The organism is Zavarzinia sp., from assembly GCF_049306435.1.
GTDB lineage: Bacteria > Pseudomonadota > Alphaproteobacteria > Zavarziniales > Zavarziniaceae > Zavarzinia.
In genome coordinates this window covers 1-16,253 of sequence record NZ_JBAQRT010000350.1, presented here as the reverse complement: position 1 = coordinate 16,253, position 16,253 = coordinate 1, and the positions used below count along the sequence as shown (strand labels likewise).

Genomic DNA, 16,253 nt, shown 5'->3' with positions numbered 1-16,253 from the left:
GGGTCGGCATCGGCACGCCCGCGACATTGGTGCCGCCGGGCGGCAGGGCATAGGCGATCAGCCCTTCACCCGGGGTCGCCGAACCGGGGGCCGGCGCCGGCTCGACCGGGCGCATCGGCAGACGGTCGATCGAGGTGATCTGCGACGGCTTCACCGGCTTCAGGTCGAGATAGCGCTCCGCGAGGTCCTGGATGCGGGACGGCTGGTTCATGAAGGCCCATTCGGCGTCGAGCACCTGGATCGACTGGCGCTCGCGGGTGACGCCGCGATGCAGCTCGCGCGCTTCCTGCTCGAGGAGACGGACTTCGTATTTCACCTGATACAGGGTGGCGGCGGTGCCGACAGCGAGGCCGATGGCGGCCAGGGTCAGGATTCGGCTCATCGGCGTGCCTCCTCGATATCGGAAAAAGCCGGGGCCTCGGTCCGCCGCGCCGCGCGCAGGCGGGCCGAACGGGCCCTCGGATTGACGCGGATCTCGTCCTCGGCGGGCTTGGCCGCGCCCCGGAAGAGAAGTTCGAAACTGGGCGCCCGTCCGCCGGCACGGACGGGCGCATGGCGCGAAGGGGCACCCTCTGCCCCGGCGCGCTTTGACAGGAAACGCTTCACCGCCCGGTCTTCCAGGCTGTGGAAGGAGACGACGGCGAGGCGGCCGCCCGGGCGCAGCAGGCGCTCGGCGGCGGCGAGGCCCCGGTCGAGTTCGCCCAACTCGTCGTTCACGGCGATGCGCAGGGCCTGGAAGGTCCGGGTCGCCGGATGGATGCGGTCCCGCTCCGCCCCGCGGCCGATGGCGCGGGCGACGATCTCGGCCAGGGTCCGCGTTCTGGTGATCGGGGCATCGCCCCGGGCCGCGACGATGAAACGGGCGATCCGGCGCGAGGCGCGCTCCTCGCCGTAGTCGTAGATGATGTTGGCGAGATCCTCTTCGGCGGTCTCGTTCACGATGTCGGCGGCGGTGCGGCCGGGACCGCCCATGCGCATGTCGAGGGGGCCGTCCTCGCGAATGGAAAAGCCGCGCTCCGCCTGATCGAACTGCATGGAGGACACGCCAAGGTCGAGGGCGACGCCATCGACGCCATCGATGCCCCGGGCGGCCAGCAACGCCTCCATGTCGCCGAAGCAGCCTTCGAGCATCATGAAACGCGCGCCGAATTCCGCCTCGAACGCGCGGCCCCGGGCGACGGCCGTCGGGTCGCGGTCGATGCCGACGACAAGCTCCGGCGCCGCGCCCAGAAAGGCCCGGGCATAGCCGCCGGCGCCGAAAGTGCCGTCGACGATGGTCTCGCCGGGGGCGGGGGCGATCGCCTCGACCACTTCGCGGCCGAGGACCGAGATATGGGGGCCTTCAGTATTCAGCATCGTGCTCATGCCGCGCCTCCCCCGTTCCCGGTGCCGTTGCCGGTGACCGGCGGGCGGGCGGGCCAGGACAGACGGCCGCGCGTCTCGCGGGTGATCTGGGCGGCCTTGGCGTTCATCTCGGCGAAGGCGGTCGGCTCCCAGATGCGGAACTGCTGGCCAAGGCCGACGAAGACCACGGCTTCCGACAGGCCGGCATGGGCGATCAGGCTTTCCGGCAGGATGATGCGGCCTTCCGGGTCGAAGCCGAGCTGATGGGAGGCGCCGAAAATCGCGGTCGAGAAAGCCTCGCGCTCCGCCGAGAAAGGCGGCAGTTCGTCGACCATGGCGGCGAGCCGCTCGAAATAGGCGGCACCCGAGCCGTCGATCGCCGGATGATCGAGCGACGGATAGACGAAAACACCGTTGAAGCCCTGGGACGTGGCAAGCGTGCGGAAGGGCGCCGGGACGGAAACCCGCCCTTTCTTGTCCACCTTGTTGGTGTATGTGGACGTGAACAACGCCAGCATCGAATGCCCCCGGTCCACCCCGCTCGCTGCGACGGGTCAGGGGCTTGTCGCGCCTGCGGGATGGGATGTCTTGGGATATCATGGGTAAAGATGGGCGGTCAATGGGCGGACAAGGTAAATGGCAGGAATGAACCCCTGGCGAGACCTGTTTGCTCATTTAAAAGCCGTGAAACGGCGGTGACGCCCCGCCCCGGACTCTCCGCATGGCGCTGTTCGGTAAGCTCGCGTTGCCGCGTGTTCCGACCCTGCGACCGCCGGATGCCGAGATCCTGCCGCAGGCCCGGGAACTGTCAGCCGCTCCAGATCCAAGCTGCCATCGCGTCAATCTCCGCCCGGCGGAACCCAGCCTTCAGTCTGGGCCGAATGGCAAAAGGCCGCCTTCGAGGGACGGCCTTTTGATCAAGCACCTGAGCGTGTTCGAGTATTTGGCTGCGGGGGCTGGAATTGAAGCCGGCACCGCGCACTCTCCGTCCGGCCCGATCGCTGTCCTGCGCCGGGACGGGGAAGAATGACGGTGGCGGCGATGACCGGGGGCCGGCCTTGGCGGCCAGGCCCCGTCACGCTTCAGACCACCAGGAAATCCATGCTGCTGAGCGCGGCCTTGTTGGCCAGCGTGGCAAACTGGATCATCTCGATCTCGCCCGATCCGTCTTCGTCGAAGAAGAGTTCACCCGTCGATCCGTTGTAGAGGATCAGGTCGCTGTCGTCCGCGACCCCGGCCGAGATATCCTTGAAAGCCGAGGCATCGAGACCACCGAGCGCCAGTGTGTCGAATATGAGGACCGAAAGCTGGATCAGGTCGTGCACCGGCGCGGACGCGGCAGTGAAATCCATGATCGTGTCGGTGTTGCCGGCACCGAGCGCGGTGCTGAACATGAATGTGTCGGCGCCGCCGAAGCCGAACAGGACGTCGTTGCCGGCGCCGCCATTCAGAATGTCGTTGCCATCCCCGGTGCTGAGGCTGTCGTTACCGTTGCCGGTCCAGATGTCGAAGCGCTCGACACCCGAGAAATCGACCCGGTTCCGGTCGCCGTAATCGGGCGCGGAGAGATAGATGCCGCTGTAACCCGTGGCCAGGCTGCCCGTGAAGCCGTTGGTGTAGATGTCGTAACCCGACACCGCCGACCAGTTGACCACCAGCGTATCGCCGCTGCCGGCTCCCAATGCCGCCACGTCCTTGCCGCCGGCGACGGTCACGGTATCGTTGCCGGCGCCCGTGGTGACCGTGTCCTGGAAGAAATCGGCCCGTGTCGTGATGACGTCGGCACCGGCGCCCGTGGTCAGCGTCAGCATTTCGATGCCGCGCACCGAGCCGCCCGTGCCATAGGCGGCGGCACTGGTGCTGTTCAGGTCCAGTACGAAGGCCTGTCCCGCCGTCAGCGCCGATTTATCCGCGACCCAGCGGTCGCTGCCGATACCGCCGTCGATGACATCATTGCCCTTGCCCGACGACAGCGTGTCGTTGCCGGCGCCGCCGCTCAAGGTGTCGTTGCCGTCCCCCGTGGTGATGCTGTCCCCCTCGCCGCCGGTCTTGATGTCGAAGTGCTCGACGCCCGAGAAATCGACCCGACTCCGGTCCCCATAATCCGGGTCCCCGCGATAGGTGCCGCCATAGCCGCCGGCCAGGCTGCCGGCGAAGTCGTAGCTGCCGAAGCCGTAACCCGTGACGCCGGACCAGTCGACCACCAGCGTATCGCCGGTGCCCGCCCCCATTGCCACGACATCCTTGCCGCCGGCAACCGTGACCGTGTCGTTGCCCGCCCCCGTGTCGATCGTATCGTTCAGGAAACTGGCCAGCGTCGTGATGACGTCGGCCCCCGCCCCCGTGGTCAGGGTCAGCATCTCGATGCCCTTGACCGACCCGCCGGAGCCATAGGTCGAGGCGGTGGCGCTGCGCAGGTTCAGGGTGAAGCCCTGCGACCCCGTCAAGGCCGATTTGTCGGCCACCCAGCGGTCGGTGCCGAGGCCGCCGTCGATGACGTCGTTGCCCTTGCCCGACGACAGCGTGTCGTCGCCCGCCCCGCCGGCAAGCCTGTCGTCGCCATCGCCGGTCGCGATGCCGTCGTTGCCGTCGCCGGTCCTGATGTCGAAGTGTTCGACGCCGGCGAAATCGACCCGGTTCCGTTCCACATAGTCAGGGTCGCCGCGGTAGGTGCCACCATACCCTGTGACCAGGTCGCCGGCGAATTCGTAGCTGCCGAAACCGTAACCGGTGACGCCCGACCAGTCGACGATCAGCGTGTCCGTGCCGTCGCCGGCCAGGACCACGTCCTTGCCGCCCTTGACCGTGATGATGTCGGCGCCGCCGTTGGTCTCGATGAAATCGCCCAGGAAATCGGCCCGGGTGACGATCCGGTCGGCACCGGAGCCGGTGGCGAAGCGGCCGCCGCCGGCAAGGCCCAGCGACTCGATGCCCTTCACCGTCCCTGTCGCCCCACCAGAGGCCAGACGGTAGGTGGAAGACGAGGCGGTCAGGTCGATGATCAGGGCCAGGGTCGCGTCCGACTTGTCTGCCTGCCAGCGGTCGGCACCGCCGGCGCCGCCGTCGATGATGTCCGTGCCCTTGCCGCTGACGATGGTGTCATTGCCGGCGCCGGTCGCCAGCCTGTCGTCACCATCGCCGGTCGCGATGCCGTCGTCGCCGGCGCCGGTCTTGATGTCGAAATGTTCGATCCCCGCGAAGTCGAGCCGGTTCCGTTCCGGATAGTCGGGGTCCCCGCGATAGGTACCGCCATATCCCGCGGCAAGGCTGCCGGCGAAATCATAGGTGCCGAAGGCGTAAACGGTGACGCCCGACCAGTCGACGATCAGCGTGTCCGTGCCGTCGCCGGCCAGGACCACGTCCTTGCCGCCTTTCACCGTGATGGTGTCGTCGCCGCCGTTGGTCTCGATGAAATCGCCGAGGAAATCGGCCCGGGTGACGATCCTGTCGTCGCCCGCGCCGGTGGCGAAGCGGTTGCCCGTGCTGTTGCCGAGCCCCAGCGCCTCGATCCCCTTGACCGAGCCGAGGGCACCGCCATCGGTCAATCGGTAGCTGGAGGACGACCGGTTGAGGTCGATGATCATCGCCAGCGTCGCATCGGATTTGTCGGCTTGCCAGCGGTCGGCCCCCGCCGTCCCGCCGTCGACCACATCGGTGCCCTTGCCCGTGACGATGGTGTCGTCGCCGAGGCCGGTCGCCACCTTGTCGTTGCCATCGCCCGTCGCGATGCCGTCGTTCTGATCGCCGGTCTTGATGTCGAAATGCTCGATGCCGGAGAAATCGACCCGGTTACGGTCGGAATAGTCGGGATCAGCGCGGTAGGTGCCGCCATATCCCGCGGCCAGACTGCCGGTGAAGTCGTAGGTGCCGAAGCCGTAACCGGTGACGCCCGACCAGTCCACGATCAGCGTGTCCGTGCCGTCGCCGGCCAGGACCACGTCCTTGCCCGCCTTGACCGTGATGGTGTCGGCGCCGCCATTGGTTTCGATGAAATCGCCGAGGAAGTCGGCCCGGGTGACGATCTTGTCGTCGCCGGCACCGGTGGCGAAGCGGTTGCCGTCGGTATTGCCAAGGCCCAGCGCCTCGATCCCCCTGACCTTGCCGAGCGCGCCGTCCGCGGTCAGCCGGTAGCTGGAGGAGGAACGGGTAAGGTCGATGGTCATGTCGACCGCCGCATTGGACTTATCGGCATGCCAGCGGTCGGCGCCCGTCGTCGCGACCTCGCCCACCATCGTCACGCCGCCGTCGATGGTGTCGATGCCCTTGCCGCTGACGATGGTGTCGTCCCCGGCGCCGGTCGCGACCTTGTCGTTGCCGTCGCCAGTCGTGATGCTGTCGCCCTGGTCGCCGGTTTTGACGTCGAAATGCTCGATGCCGGAGAAATCGACCCGGTTACGGTCCGAATAGTCGGGATCCGAGCGGTAAATGCCGCTGTAGCCGGCGGCGAGGCTGCCGGCGAATTCGAAACTGTAGCTGCCGTAACCGGCGACGCCGGACCAGTCGACGATCAGCGTGTCCGTGCCCGTGCCCGCGGTCACCACATCCTTGCCGCCGGCGACCGTGACCGTGTCGTTGCCGGCGCCCGTCGTCAGACTGTCGTTCAGGAAGGAGATCAGGGTCGTGATGGTGTCGTTGCCGGCGCCCGTGGTCAGGGTCAGCATCTCGATGCCGCGCACCGAACCGCCCGAGCCATAGGTCGCGGGCGTCGCGCTGCGCAGGTTCAGCACCATGGGGCGCTGCGCGGTGAGGCCCGACTGGTCCGCGACCCAGCGGTCGTCGCCCAACCCGCCGTCGATGACGTCGTTGCCCTTGGCGCTGGCCAGCGTATCGTTGCCGGCGCCGCCATTGAGGGTGTCGTCGCCGTCGCCCGTCGCGATACTGTCGTTCTGATCGCCGGTCCTGATGTCGAAGTGCTCTATCCCGGTGAAATCGACCCGGTTCCGTTCCGCATAGTCGGGGTCGCTGCGGTAATTGCCGCTGTAGCCGGCGGCCAGACTGCCCGCGAAGTCGAAGGTATAGATGCCGTAACCGGCCACGCCCCCCCAATCGACCACCAGCGTGTCGGTGCCGGCCCCCGCCTCGATCACGTCCTTGCCGCCGCGGCCGCCGCCCAGGCGGTCGGCGCCGCTGCCACCATAGAGGTGGTCGCTCCCGGTGCCGCCCGTCAAATCGAACCGCTCGACGCCGGTAAAGGATGTCGTGAAGAAATAGTCGGTGGAATAGGACACGCCTTCGCTGACGACGGTGACGGTGTGGGAATAGCTGCGATAGATATTGTCCTGCAGGAAGATGCCGGAGGAAGCGGCCGACCAGTCCATGACGAGCAGGTCGCCACTGCCGAGTCCGCCATTGAACGTGGCGCCGTAAGAAGTCGCCAGGTCGACCGCCAGCGTGTCGTTGCCGCCCTTGCCGTCAAAATACGTGCTGGTGCGCTGGAAGCTGGGATCGGTCGACGGCAGGCCGGCGGGATTGATGACCGTGCCGCGCACGTCGAGGAAATCATTGCCGTCGCCCGCCTCGAGGTCGATGGCCTCGATGGACGAAAGGATGGTGCCATTCGACAGCGTGACGGTGCCGTTACCCATGGCGTCCTTCAGGACGATCGTATTGTTGCCGCCCGACAGGCCGATCACGGCCCGGTCGAAGCCGTTGCCGCCCCGGAGCGTGTCGACGCCGCCGCCACCGGCCAGCGTGTCGTCGCCGCCATTGCCGCTCAGCGTATCGTTGCGTTCGCCACCCCGGAGCATGTCGCCGCCGGCGCCGCCGGTCAGGTTGAAACGCTCGACTTCCTTGAAGTAGAGGTTCTGGCCGTTGCTGAAGATGCGATAATTCCCGGCCTCGCCGATCACCGGGGAACTCGTGGTGCCCAGCGCGCTATAGAGGATGGCGCTCTGCGCCCCGGACCAGTCCATGACCAGCAGGTCGTCGTCACCCGACCCACCGTCATAATTGTCGGTGCCGCCCGCCGTATCGTTGAAGATCGCGGTATCGTTGCCGCCATGCCCGAAAACAGTGTCCGAGCCGGTGCCGGGCGTGAACGTGTCGCCGCCGTCCGTATAGGGATCGTCGTCGTCGGCCTTGGCCGTGTTCGGGTCGACCCGATACATGCGGACATTGTCGAGCAGCGTGCCGCTGGCATCGGAATCGGTGCTGATTTCCTTGAAGGTCAGGCGGTTCTTGTCGCCGCCGCTGCCCGCCCCGCCGACGAGGTCGATATAGTAGACCAGCGTGCTCGTGGTCGGGTCGATATAGGCATTGGTGTTGCCGTCGATGGTCCAGTTCAGCTTCTGGCCGCCCCAATAGACCTCGAGCCGGGCGCCGGAGCCGTCGAGCTTGCTCGCGTCGAATGCGAGGCGATAGAGCACGCCGTCTTCGGCCCGCGTCAGTTGCTGGGTGATCGAGATATTGGAGGCGGAGCTGTATTGCTCCATGTCCAGGCCGAACTTGCCCTCCGAAGGAACGCCCGCGTCGCCCACGGTGAACAGTTCCATCCCCGGCCCCGACAGCCTGGTCCAGCCGTCGACCTGGCTGACCGAGGTGACATAACCGTTCGTGCGGATGACCGGATTGGCGATGACTTCGAAGCCGCCGTTGACGACGAGGTTGCTGTCCGCGCCATGGAAGGTTTCGTTGCCGAGGGCGCCGGTGATGCTGTCGGCCCCCAGGCCGCCACGGATGACGGTCGTCGTGGTGCTGGAGGTGATCGTGTCGTCGAAGGAACTGCCGGTCAGATTTTCGATCGAGATCAGGCGGTCGCCGGTCGCATCGCCGCCCGTGGGGGCAATGTATTGGGCATGAGACGGGTCGAGTTTCGCGCGGGCCAGGTTGACGGTGACCGCGGCGCTGGACGCGCTGTAACTCACCGTGTCCGTGCCGTTCCCTCCGTCGAGCGTGTCGCCGCCGCCCCGGCCGTCCAGCACGTTGTCGGCGTCGTTGCCGGTGATCGTGTCGTTGCCGGCGCCGCCGACGGCATTCTCGATCAGCGAGCGGGTATCGTTGTCGTAGAGCAACGCATTGGCGATATTGCCGCGGGCGAAATGGTTGGTGCCGTCGTCGGCGCCGAGCCAGGCGCGCTGCGTGTTCAGCGCTTCATTGCTGACCGTCGTCCAGTTGCCCGGCCGCAGGTCGATGGTCAGGGCTTGGGTGCCGTAATTCGAGAAGTCATAGGTGTCGATCCCGCCGCCGTCCCAGACGGTCTGGAAGATCATGTTGCGCGCGGGCGCCTGGTCCTGCTGCGGCGTGCCGTTGATCGACATCCGGCCGGTGGTGGTGCTCCAGCTATAGATCGAATTGTCGGCGTTGGTCGTGAAGTCGGCACCATAGAGATATTGCAGCGCGGCAATATCGGCCTGCATCAGCCCGATCGGGTAGTCCGCCGCCGTATTGCCGACGGTCGGGCTGCCGACGTACCGCTTGTACGTCATGATCGAGTATTCCTGGCTGTCGTGGTCGCTGGGCAGCCTCGGGAATGCCTCGCCGTGGACGGTCTGGGTGGCGTGGCCGTGTTTCAGGCCCAGCGCATGGCCGATCTCATGCGCGATGCCCGCGGCCCAGCCGAAAGTGCCGGGTACGGGGTTGTTGTAGGTGGTCTTGTTGAACCAGGCGTCGCCATGGGCATAGTCGGGGAAATTGGTCGGGTCGGGGGGCGTCGCCTCCGCGGAATTATTCGATCCCCCCGGCACATGCAGCGTGTCCGTCGCCCCGGTGTCGAGCGAGTCCACCATGGCGAAGCGCAGGTTGGCGCTGGTGTCGGTCGTGAGCTGGAAGCTCAACTGGGTGACGGCCGCGACATTGTCCAGCATGCGCTGGACGCCGGCCTTCTGGGCTTCGTTGAAGGCGACGTGGCCGTTGACCGCTTCGTAGCCGTCATCCGTGTATTCGACGGAAGAACTGGTAAAGGCGTAGGTCAGTGTCGTGAGGGTCCATTTGTACCCCCACAAAAGACCGTTAATATCCCCCGTGTCGCCCGCCTTTTTATTGACGGACGCATAAGTTGTACCAGAACCGCTCATAAGTGTCCCCCCCCCGGAACAATAGGGCGGAAGTATGTCCTGTCGGTGACCTAAAGCAACAGGATTACTGCGTGTCTAAGCGGTGGGAATTGCTCGCGAATTGACAGCACAGGCAGGTTAGCCATGCTGCGATGGAGCTGACCCGTTTGCTCCATCGAACACGATCATCGGCGGGCGTCGAACAACCCACCTTCGGCCGGTTTCAGCCGGGGATCGCCCGCCTGAGCAGCGCGTCCAGCCAATCCGCGAACACCTGCAGGCGCCGCGAGAGATGTTGGCGGTGGGGATAGAGCAGCGTCATCGGCATCGCCTCGGCGCGAAAGCCCGGCATGACCTCGACCAACTCGCCCTTCGCGAGGTGGGACTGGACGTCATAGGCCGGAATCTGGATCAGGCCCAAGCCGGCGAGACAGCAGGCGATATAGGCTTCGGCGCTGTTGACGGTGACCCGGCCCGGCAGGGGCCGGCCCCGGACCTCGCCCGCCTCGAGCCATTCCCAGTTCTCGATCCGCCCGGTCGAAGGCGAGGCATAGTTGACGGCGACATGGCCATCGAGATCGGCGGGCGACGTCGGCGCGCCGTGGCGGGCGAGATAGCCGGGACTGGCGACATTGATCAGCTCGAGATCGCCGATCTTGCGCGCGACGAGGCCGGAGTCGGCCAGCGGCCCGACGCGAAGCACGCAATCGATACCCTCCTCGACCAGATCAACCGCCCGGTCGGTCACCCGCAGGTCGATATCGAGCAGGGGATGGCTGGCCAGCAATGTCGGCAGGGCCGGGGCGATGATCAGCCGGCCGATCCGCCCCGGAACATCGATCCTGAGACGGCCGGCCGGCCCGGTGGCGCTGTGGCGAAACAGTCCCTCGGTCTCCTCGACATCGGCGATGAGGCGCAGGCAGCGCTCGTAGAAAGCCGCGCCATCCTGGGTTGGCGCCACTTTCCGGGTTGTCCGATGCAACAGCCGCGCGCCCACCCGCGCCTCCAGTTCGATCACCGCGGCCGAGACCGACGAGCGCGGAAGGCCGAGCGTATCGGCCGCGCGGGTAAAGCTCGAACAGTCGACGACCCGGGTGAAAATGCGGAACAGGTCGATACGGTCCAAGGCGGCTGCCCTCAATTGCACGGATTTTGTGACATATCATGTCAGAATGATGGACTTTATCTGCAAAATCCAGACGGCATCCTGCCGACCTGAAGCAACTGCGCCTGCTGTTGCGTTTGACACAGGGAAGCCGAGGCCATGACCGATCACAGCATCAAAGGCAAAACCGTCCTGATCGCCGGCGGGGCGAAGAATCTGGGCGGGCTGCTGGCCCGGGATTTCGCCGAGCAGGGCGCAAAGGCGGTCGCCATTCACTATAATTCGGAGGCGACCAAGGCCGATGCGGTGAAGACCATCGCCGCGATCCGGGCGGCGGGCGCCGAGGTCGCCGCCTTTCAGGCCGACCTGACCACGGCAGCCGGGATCGAGAAACTGTTCGCCGACACGATCGCCGCCGTCGGCCGGCCGGATATCGCCATCAACACCGTCGGCAAGGTGCTGAAAAAGCCCATGGTCGACATCACCGAGGCGGAATACGACGAGATGTCGGCGGTGAACGCCAAATCCGCCTTCTTCTTCCTGAAGGAAGCCGGCCGCAACCTCAACGACAACGGCAAGGTCTGCACGCTGGTCACATCGCTGCTGGGCGCCTACACGCCCTTCTACGCGGCCTATGCCGGGACCAAGGCGCCGGTCGAGCATTTCACCCGGGCGGCATCGAAGGAATTCGGCGCGCGCGGCATCTCGGTGACCGCGATCGGCCCCGGCCCCATGGACACGCCCTTCTTCTATCCGGCGGAAGGGCCTGACGCCGTCGCCTATCACAAGACGGCCGCCGCCCTGTCGAATTTCTCGCGCACCGGCCTCACCGATATCGAGGATATCGTCCCCTTCATCCGCTTCCTGGTATCGGATGGCTGGTGGATGACCGGCCAGACCATTCTCGTCAACGGCGGCTACACCACGAAGTAGTCAAAGGAGGGCGGCCCCCCGGCCGGGCCGCCCTGCCCTCCCGATCAGGCGCCTTCCGCCTCGTCGATCGTGATCACCACCTTGCCGGTCGAGCGGCGCTCGAGCACCAGATCGAGGGCTTCCGCCGCCTGCGCGAGGGGCCTTGTGTCCGAGACATGGGGGTGGAGGCGCCCCTCCTCCCACCAGCCGATGAGGGTGCGGAAGGATTGCGCCATGATCTCGGGCGCCTTGTCGGCATAAGCGCCCCACCAGAAGCCGATGACATCGATATTCTTGACCAGCAGACGGTTGGCGGCGATCTGGGGCACCTCGCCGGAAGCAAAGCCGATGACAAGCGCCCTCGCCTCGAAGGCCGCGGCCTTCAGGCCCGCCTCGAACAGGGCGCCGCCGACCGGATCATAGATCACATCGACCCCGGCGCCGCCGGTCGCGGCCATGATCGCGCCTTTCAGGTCCTCGACCTCGGCATCGATCAGGTGAAGGGCACCCTGGCGCGCGGCGACGTCGAGCTTGGCCTTGCCCTTGGCGACGGCGATCACCTCCGCCCCCATCAGGACGCCGAGTTCGACCGCCGTCAGGCCGACGCCGCCGGCCGCGCCCAGCACCAGAAGTTTTTCCCCGGCCTTCAGCCGCGCCCGGTGCCACAGCCCGAGATGCGAGGTGCCATAGGCGACGGGAAAGCCGGCGGCGGTGACATAATCCATGGCATCGGGAATTCTCACCGCCCGCTCGGCCGGCACGGCGACCTTGCCGGCATAGCCGCCATGGGGCGGAATCGCCAGCACCCGGTCGCCGACCGCATGGCCGGAGACCCCCTCGCCCACCGCCGCGACCACCCCTGCGACTTCAAGTCCCGGGGAGAACGGCAGGGGCTGCTTGGTCTGATACCGCCCCGCCAGCATCAGGCTATCGGCGAAATTGACCCCGGCCGCGCGCGCGCCGATCACGATTTCCCCTTTGCCCGCAACGGGTTCGGGGATTTCTTCATATTTCATGCCGCGCGGGCCAAGTCCAAGGCCGGTCACAAGCATCGCCTTCATGGATCGTCTTTCCTCGATTTATGTCCCAAACTGATCACGGGACGAGCGGGCAGCTTCGTGGGATGATGGGCCATGACCGTGCGTTATCTCGAATACTTGTTCAATCCGCGTGTCGTCGCCCTGCTCGGCCCGGCCGAGGCTCGCGATCCGATCGCGGCCGCCGTCGCCAATGGCATGTTGCGGGCACCGTTCCACGGCCGGATGCTGGTCGCGGAGGATACGATCGAGGCGATCGAGGCCCTGGCCGAGGCGCCGGAACTCGCGGTTCTCAACGGCGACCTCCAGAAGGCGCCGGCCCTTATCGAAGCCCTGGGCCGCAAGGGCTGCAAGGTCGTGCTCGCGGTCGGCGCCCCGCCGGAAGACCCGGATATCGTTCCGGCCATGCTGGCCGCCGCCCATCCCTTTGGCCTGCGCATCGTCGGCCCCGGCGCCTTCAACCTCGCGGTTCCGGCCATCGGCCTGCAGGCCGTGGTCTCGCCCGTGCTGCCGCAGCCCGGGCGCCTCGCCTTCATCACCCATTCCAACGGCATCCTCGACACGCTGATCGACTGGGCGGCCGGCAATGGCATCGGCCTGTCGCGCGCCGTTTCGCTGGGCGCCAAATGCGATGTCGATCTGGCCGACGTGCTCGATTACCTGGCGCTCGATCATTCGACCGGCGCCATCATCATGTATCTGGAATCGATCACGCGGCCGCGCAAGTTCATGTCGGCCCTGCGTGCCGCCGCCCGCATCAAGCCGGTGGTCGTGCTGAAGGCCGGCCGTTTCGGACCGCTGCCCCCGGCGACGACGACGATCCGCCGCCTTGCCGACGCCGACGCGGTGTTCGATGCCGTGCTGGCCCGGGCGGGCTGCGTGCGGGTCGAAGCCATCGAGGAATTGTTCGACGCCGCCGCCACCCTGGGCTTTCCCGGTGCCGCCATGGGCGACCGGCTGGCGATCCTGGCCAATGGCTATGGCGCCGGCCTGCTGGCCGCCGATCACCTGCTGGAGCGCAATGCCCGCCTCGCCAACCTGTCGAGCGAGACGCTGGCGGGTCTCTCCAGCATCCCCGGCCTGAAATCCGATCTCAATCCGATCGACATCGGTCCCGACGCCGCGCCCGAGCGCTATGCCGAGGTGCTGCCGGTGCTCGCCGCCGATCGCGGCATCGACGGCATTCTTGTCGTTCATACGCCCTCGGCGGTGTCTTCCGCCCTGTCGGCGGTCGAGGCGACGCTGCGCGGCTTCGGCACGCGGCGCCAGCCCCGGCTGATCGCCTGCTTCATGGGCGAGACCGAGGCCAGGGCCGCCCGCGCCGCTCTCCGCGCCTCGGGGATCCCGACATTCTCGACCCCGCGGCAGGCGGCGCGGGCGATCATGCACATGGCGGCCTATCGCCGGAACCAGGAATTGCTGGCGGAAACGCCGGCCTCGATGCCCGGGGATTTCACGGTCGACAGCCTGACCGTCGCGCAGGAGATCGAGGAACATCGCCTCGCCGGGCGCGAATGGGTCCATGGCCCGGACGCGCTTCGCCTGCTTTCGGCCTATGGCTTCCCGACCGTGCGGCCGATCTTCGCCGCGACCCCGGCGGAAGCGGCCGAACATGCCAAGCGCATCGGCGCGACCATCGTGCTGAAGATCGCCACCCGCGATCCCATCGACAAGAAGGCGGTCGGCGGCGTCACCCTCGGCCTCGACGAGCCGGACGATGTCCACCGCGCCGCCGAACTGATGATGCGCCGGGTCACCGCCCGGGCGCCCCAGGCCCGCATCGACGGCTTCACGGTCGAGCCCATGGTGATCCGACCGGATGGCCATGAATTGCTGCTCGGCTTCGTCGAGGATGAACAGTTCGGCCCGGTCGTCGTCTTCGGCAACGGCGGCACGGCCTGCGAGGTGATCCGCGACCGGATCGTCGCCCTGCCGCCCCTGAACATGGCCTTGGCCCGCCACGCCATCAGCCGGACCCGGGTGGCCAATCTTCTGTCCGCCGGTCCCGGCCGGCCGGGCATCGACAGTCGGGCGCTCGAACTCGCGCTGCTGCGCGTCGCCCAGATCGCCATCGATCACCCGGAAATCATCGAACTGGAGATCAATCCGCTGGTCGCCGATCCGGAGGGCGTGATCGTGCTCGACGCCCGCTTCCGCCTGGCCGAGGCCAGCCAGCCGGGCAGTAAGCGCCTGGCCATCCGGCCCTACCCGAAAAGCCTGGAAGCCCTGGTCACCGACGACGTGGGCGAGCACTACCAGTTGCGGCCGATTCGCCCCGAGGACGAACGGCCGCTGATCAAGGGCGTGACCACGGTCAATCCCGAGCATCTGCGCCTTCGCTTCTTCGCGCCGATGAAGGAACTCAGCCACGCCTTCGCCGCCAAGCTGACCCAGATCGACTATGACCGGGAAATGGCCTTCGTGCTGATGGGCGAAGGCCCCCCGGGCGAGGCCGAATGGTTCGGCACCGGACGCCTCGTCTCCGATCCCGATGGCGAGAAGGGCGAATATGCCGTCATCGTCCGCTCGGATCGCCTCGGCCGTGGCCTCGGCCGGCTGCTGATGGAGCGGATCATCTCCTATGGCAAGGAGCGGGGCCTGCGCGAGATCTACGGCGAGGTCCTGCGCGAGAACCGGACCATGCTGCAGCTCGCGACCGAACTGGGCTTCATCGTCAAGTCCAGCCCGGACGAGCCCGAGGTCGCCCATGTCGTGCTCAGGATCTGAGAGACCTTTTGGAAACCCAGGACGGGTCGATCCAGCGGATCTTTTCACGCCCCGCGCCCGCCGCCGGGCATTCGACCAAGGTGGTGCGACCAACTGACTAATTTTCAGGGCTGAGGTTCAGTCCTAGGCTTCTTCCCGCACCCCCGGGAGGAGTGCCTCGCAGCCCTTTGTGGCCGCCCGTGATCAATGAACATTTGTCGCAGATTTTAGCGAAACCCCGGATTTCCGCGGGTTTCCGCCGATATCTCCTCGTTGACGAATGAACGGATCAAAAAATATTCACAAATCCCCAAGAAAGCGCTTGCAGTGAATAAATCTTGGGATATTTATTATTCATCGTTCAGCGGCGATGGCCCAAGGGGGCAGGCCCGGACGAGAGACCGAGGAGGATGGACATGACGACCATCGAACACATCGCCGCCAAGCTGACCTTTGGCCGTATCGCCACGCTGGTCGTGCTGACCTACAGCGCGGCCGCCCTGGTGCAGATGACCAGCAACGTGCTGGCGATCTGAACCGCACCCGTCAAAGCGGAGCCTGAAAAATGTTCGCCACGCGCCTGAACGAGATCCTGGCCAGCCTCATGACCGCCGCCGCGCTGCTTTACGCCGCCGCCGTGGTGATCGAGAGCGCCGGACAAATCGCCGCGATCGCCTGATCGGCGCGCGGTGGACACAAGACCGAATTCAAAGGACCACGACCATGCAGACCTTCACCCGCTTCTTCGACCGCATCGCCCTGACCGTCGTCGCCGCCTATGCCATCGCGCTGGCGGCCCAGACGGTCCAGAACGTCGGCCTGATCTGACCTTATCCGTTCCCTGGAGGGTCTCCGGTCTCCCCGGGCCCTCCACCCTGCGGCACGCCGCTTTCGGCGAGCTGCCCTAGAGCCCGGTCCCGGCCAGCCCCGGACCGGGCCTTTTTTTGAGATCAGGCCTTGGCCCCGGCCACTGCGGCGGCGGGGTCGAGCGGCCAGCGGGCGCGCGGCTTGATGTCGAGGGGATCGGTGTGGCCGGCGCGGAAATGCTCGACCCCGGCCCAGGCGATCATCGCCGCGTTGTCGGTGCAGAGCCGGAGCGGCGGCGCGACGAAGACGGAACCCACCTCGCCCGCCAGTTTCTCGAGCCGGGCGCGCAGG

Annotated in this window: 9 protein-coding genes and 1 pseudogene; 3 read left to right on the top strand and 7 right to left on the bottom strand. The window is 66.7% G+C overall.

The genetic code is table 11. The annotated features are described in order from the left end of the window. The 3 genes from ftsL to WAZ62_RS20330 all read right to left on the bottom strand — a co-directional run. Positions 1 to 382, bottom strand: a 382-nt coding sequence (gene ftsL / locus WAZ62_RS20340; RefSeq protein ID WP_422645365.1) for a cell division protein FtsL, incomplete at its 3' end; no start/stop codon positions are given. Continuing rightward, positions 379 to 1,365: a 16S rRNA (cytosine(1402)-N(4))-methyltransferase RsmH gene (gene rsmH / locus WAZ62_RS20335; protein ID WP_422645364.1), complete on the bottom strand. Its 987-nt coding sequence runs from the start codon at positions 1,363 to 1,365 to the stop codon at positions 379 to 381. The genes ftsL and rsmH, both read right to left, overlap by 4 nt. After that, on the bottom strand, positions 1,362 to 1,862 hold the full coding sequence (locus WAZ62_RS20330; RefSeq protein ID WP_422645363.1) for a division/cell wall cluster transcriptional repressor MraZ: 501 nt from the start codon (positions 1,860 to 1,862) through the stop codon (positions 1,362 to 1,364). Before WAZ62_RS20330 ends, rsmH begins: the two co-directional genes overlap by 4 nt. A 203-nt stretch (positions 1,863 to 2,065) precedes the next feature. Here WAZ62_RS20330 and WAZ62_RS20325 point away from each other — a divergent pair, with 203 nt between their 5' ends. Beyond that, a complete protein-coding gene (locus tag WAZ62_RS20325) occupies positions 2,066 to 2,374 on the top strand; it encodes a hypothetical protein (RefSeq protein ID WP_422645362.1) in 309 nt (102 codons plus the stop codon). Between the two features lie 52 nt (positions 2,375 to 2,426). Here WAZ62_RS20325 and WAZ62_RS20320 read toward each other — a convergent pair whose 3' ends face one another. Together WAZ62_RS20320 and WAZ62_RS20315 are read right to left on the bottom strand one after the other, a co-directional pair. Next, positions 2,427 to 9,284, bottom strand: a complete 6,858-nt coding sequence (locus WAZ62_RS20320) for a M10 family metallopeptidase C-terminal domain-containing protein (protein ID WP_422645361.1) — start codon at positions 9,282 to 9,284, stop codon at positions 2,427 to 2,429. Between the two features lie 274 nt (positions 9,285 to 9,558). Next, complete coding sequence (locus WAZ62_RS20315) at positions 9,559 to 10,461, bottom strand: LysR family transcriptional regulator (RefSeq protein WP_422645360.1); 903 nt, start codon at positions 10,459 to 10,461, stop codon at positions 9,559 to 9,561. 138 nt (positions 10,462 to 10,599) lie between these two features. On the opposite strand from WAZ62_RS20315, the gene WAZ62_RS20310 reads away from it, so the two are divergent. Beyond that, complete coding sequence (locus WAZ62_RS20310) at positions 10,600 to 11,373, top strand: SDR family oxidoreductase (RefSeq protein WP_422645359.1); 774 nt, start codon at positions 10,600 to 10,602, stop codon at positions 11,371 to 11,373. 44 nt (positions 11,374 to 11,417) lie between these two features. Here WAZ62_RS20310 and WAZ62_RS20305 read toward each other — a convergent pair whose 3' ends face one another. Beyond that, positions 11,418 to 12,413 (bottom strand): NADPH:quinone oxidoreductase family protein, encoded by a 996-nt coding sequence (locus WAZ62_RS20305; protein ID WP_422645358.1) that lies wholly within the window; start codon positions 12,411 to 12,413, stop codon positions 11,418 to 11,420. A gap of 72 nt (positions 12,414 to 12,485) precedes the next feature. Between WAZ62_RS20305 and WAZ62_RS20300 the strand changes: the two genes are divergently transcribed. Then, the gene (locus WAZ62_RS20300; RefSeq protein ID WP_422645357.1) at positions 12,486 to 15,116 is read left to right on the top strand and encodes a GNAT family N-acetyltransferase; all 2,631 of its coding nucleotides are present in this window, start codon (positions 12,486 to 12,488) and stop codon (positions 15,114 to 15,116) included. A gap of 929 nt (positions 15,117 to 16,045) precedes the next feature. On the opposite strand, the pseudogene WAZ62_RS20295 reads toward WAZ62_RS20300, so the two are convergent. Continuing rightward, positions 16,046 to 16,253, bottom strand: a pseudogene (locus tag WAZ62_RS20295) (tRNA (adenosine(37)-N6)-threonylcarbamoyltransferase complex transferase subunit TsaD); the annotation flags it as partial.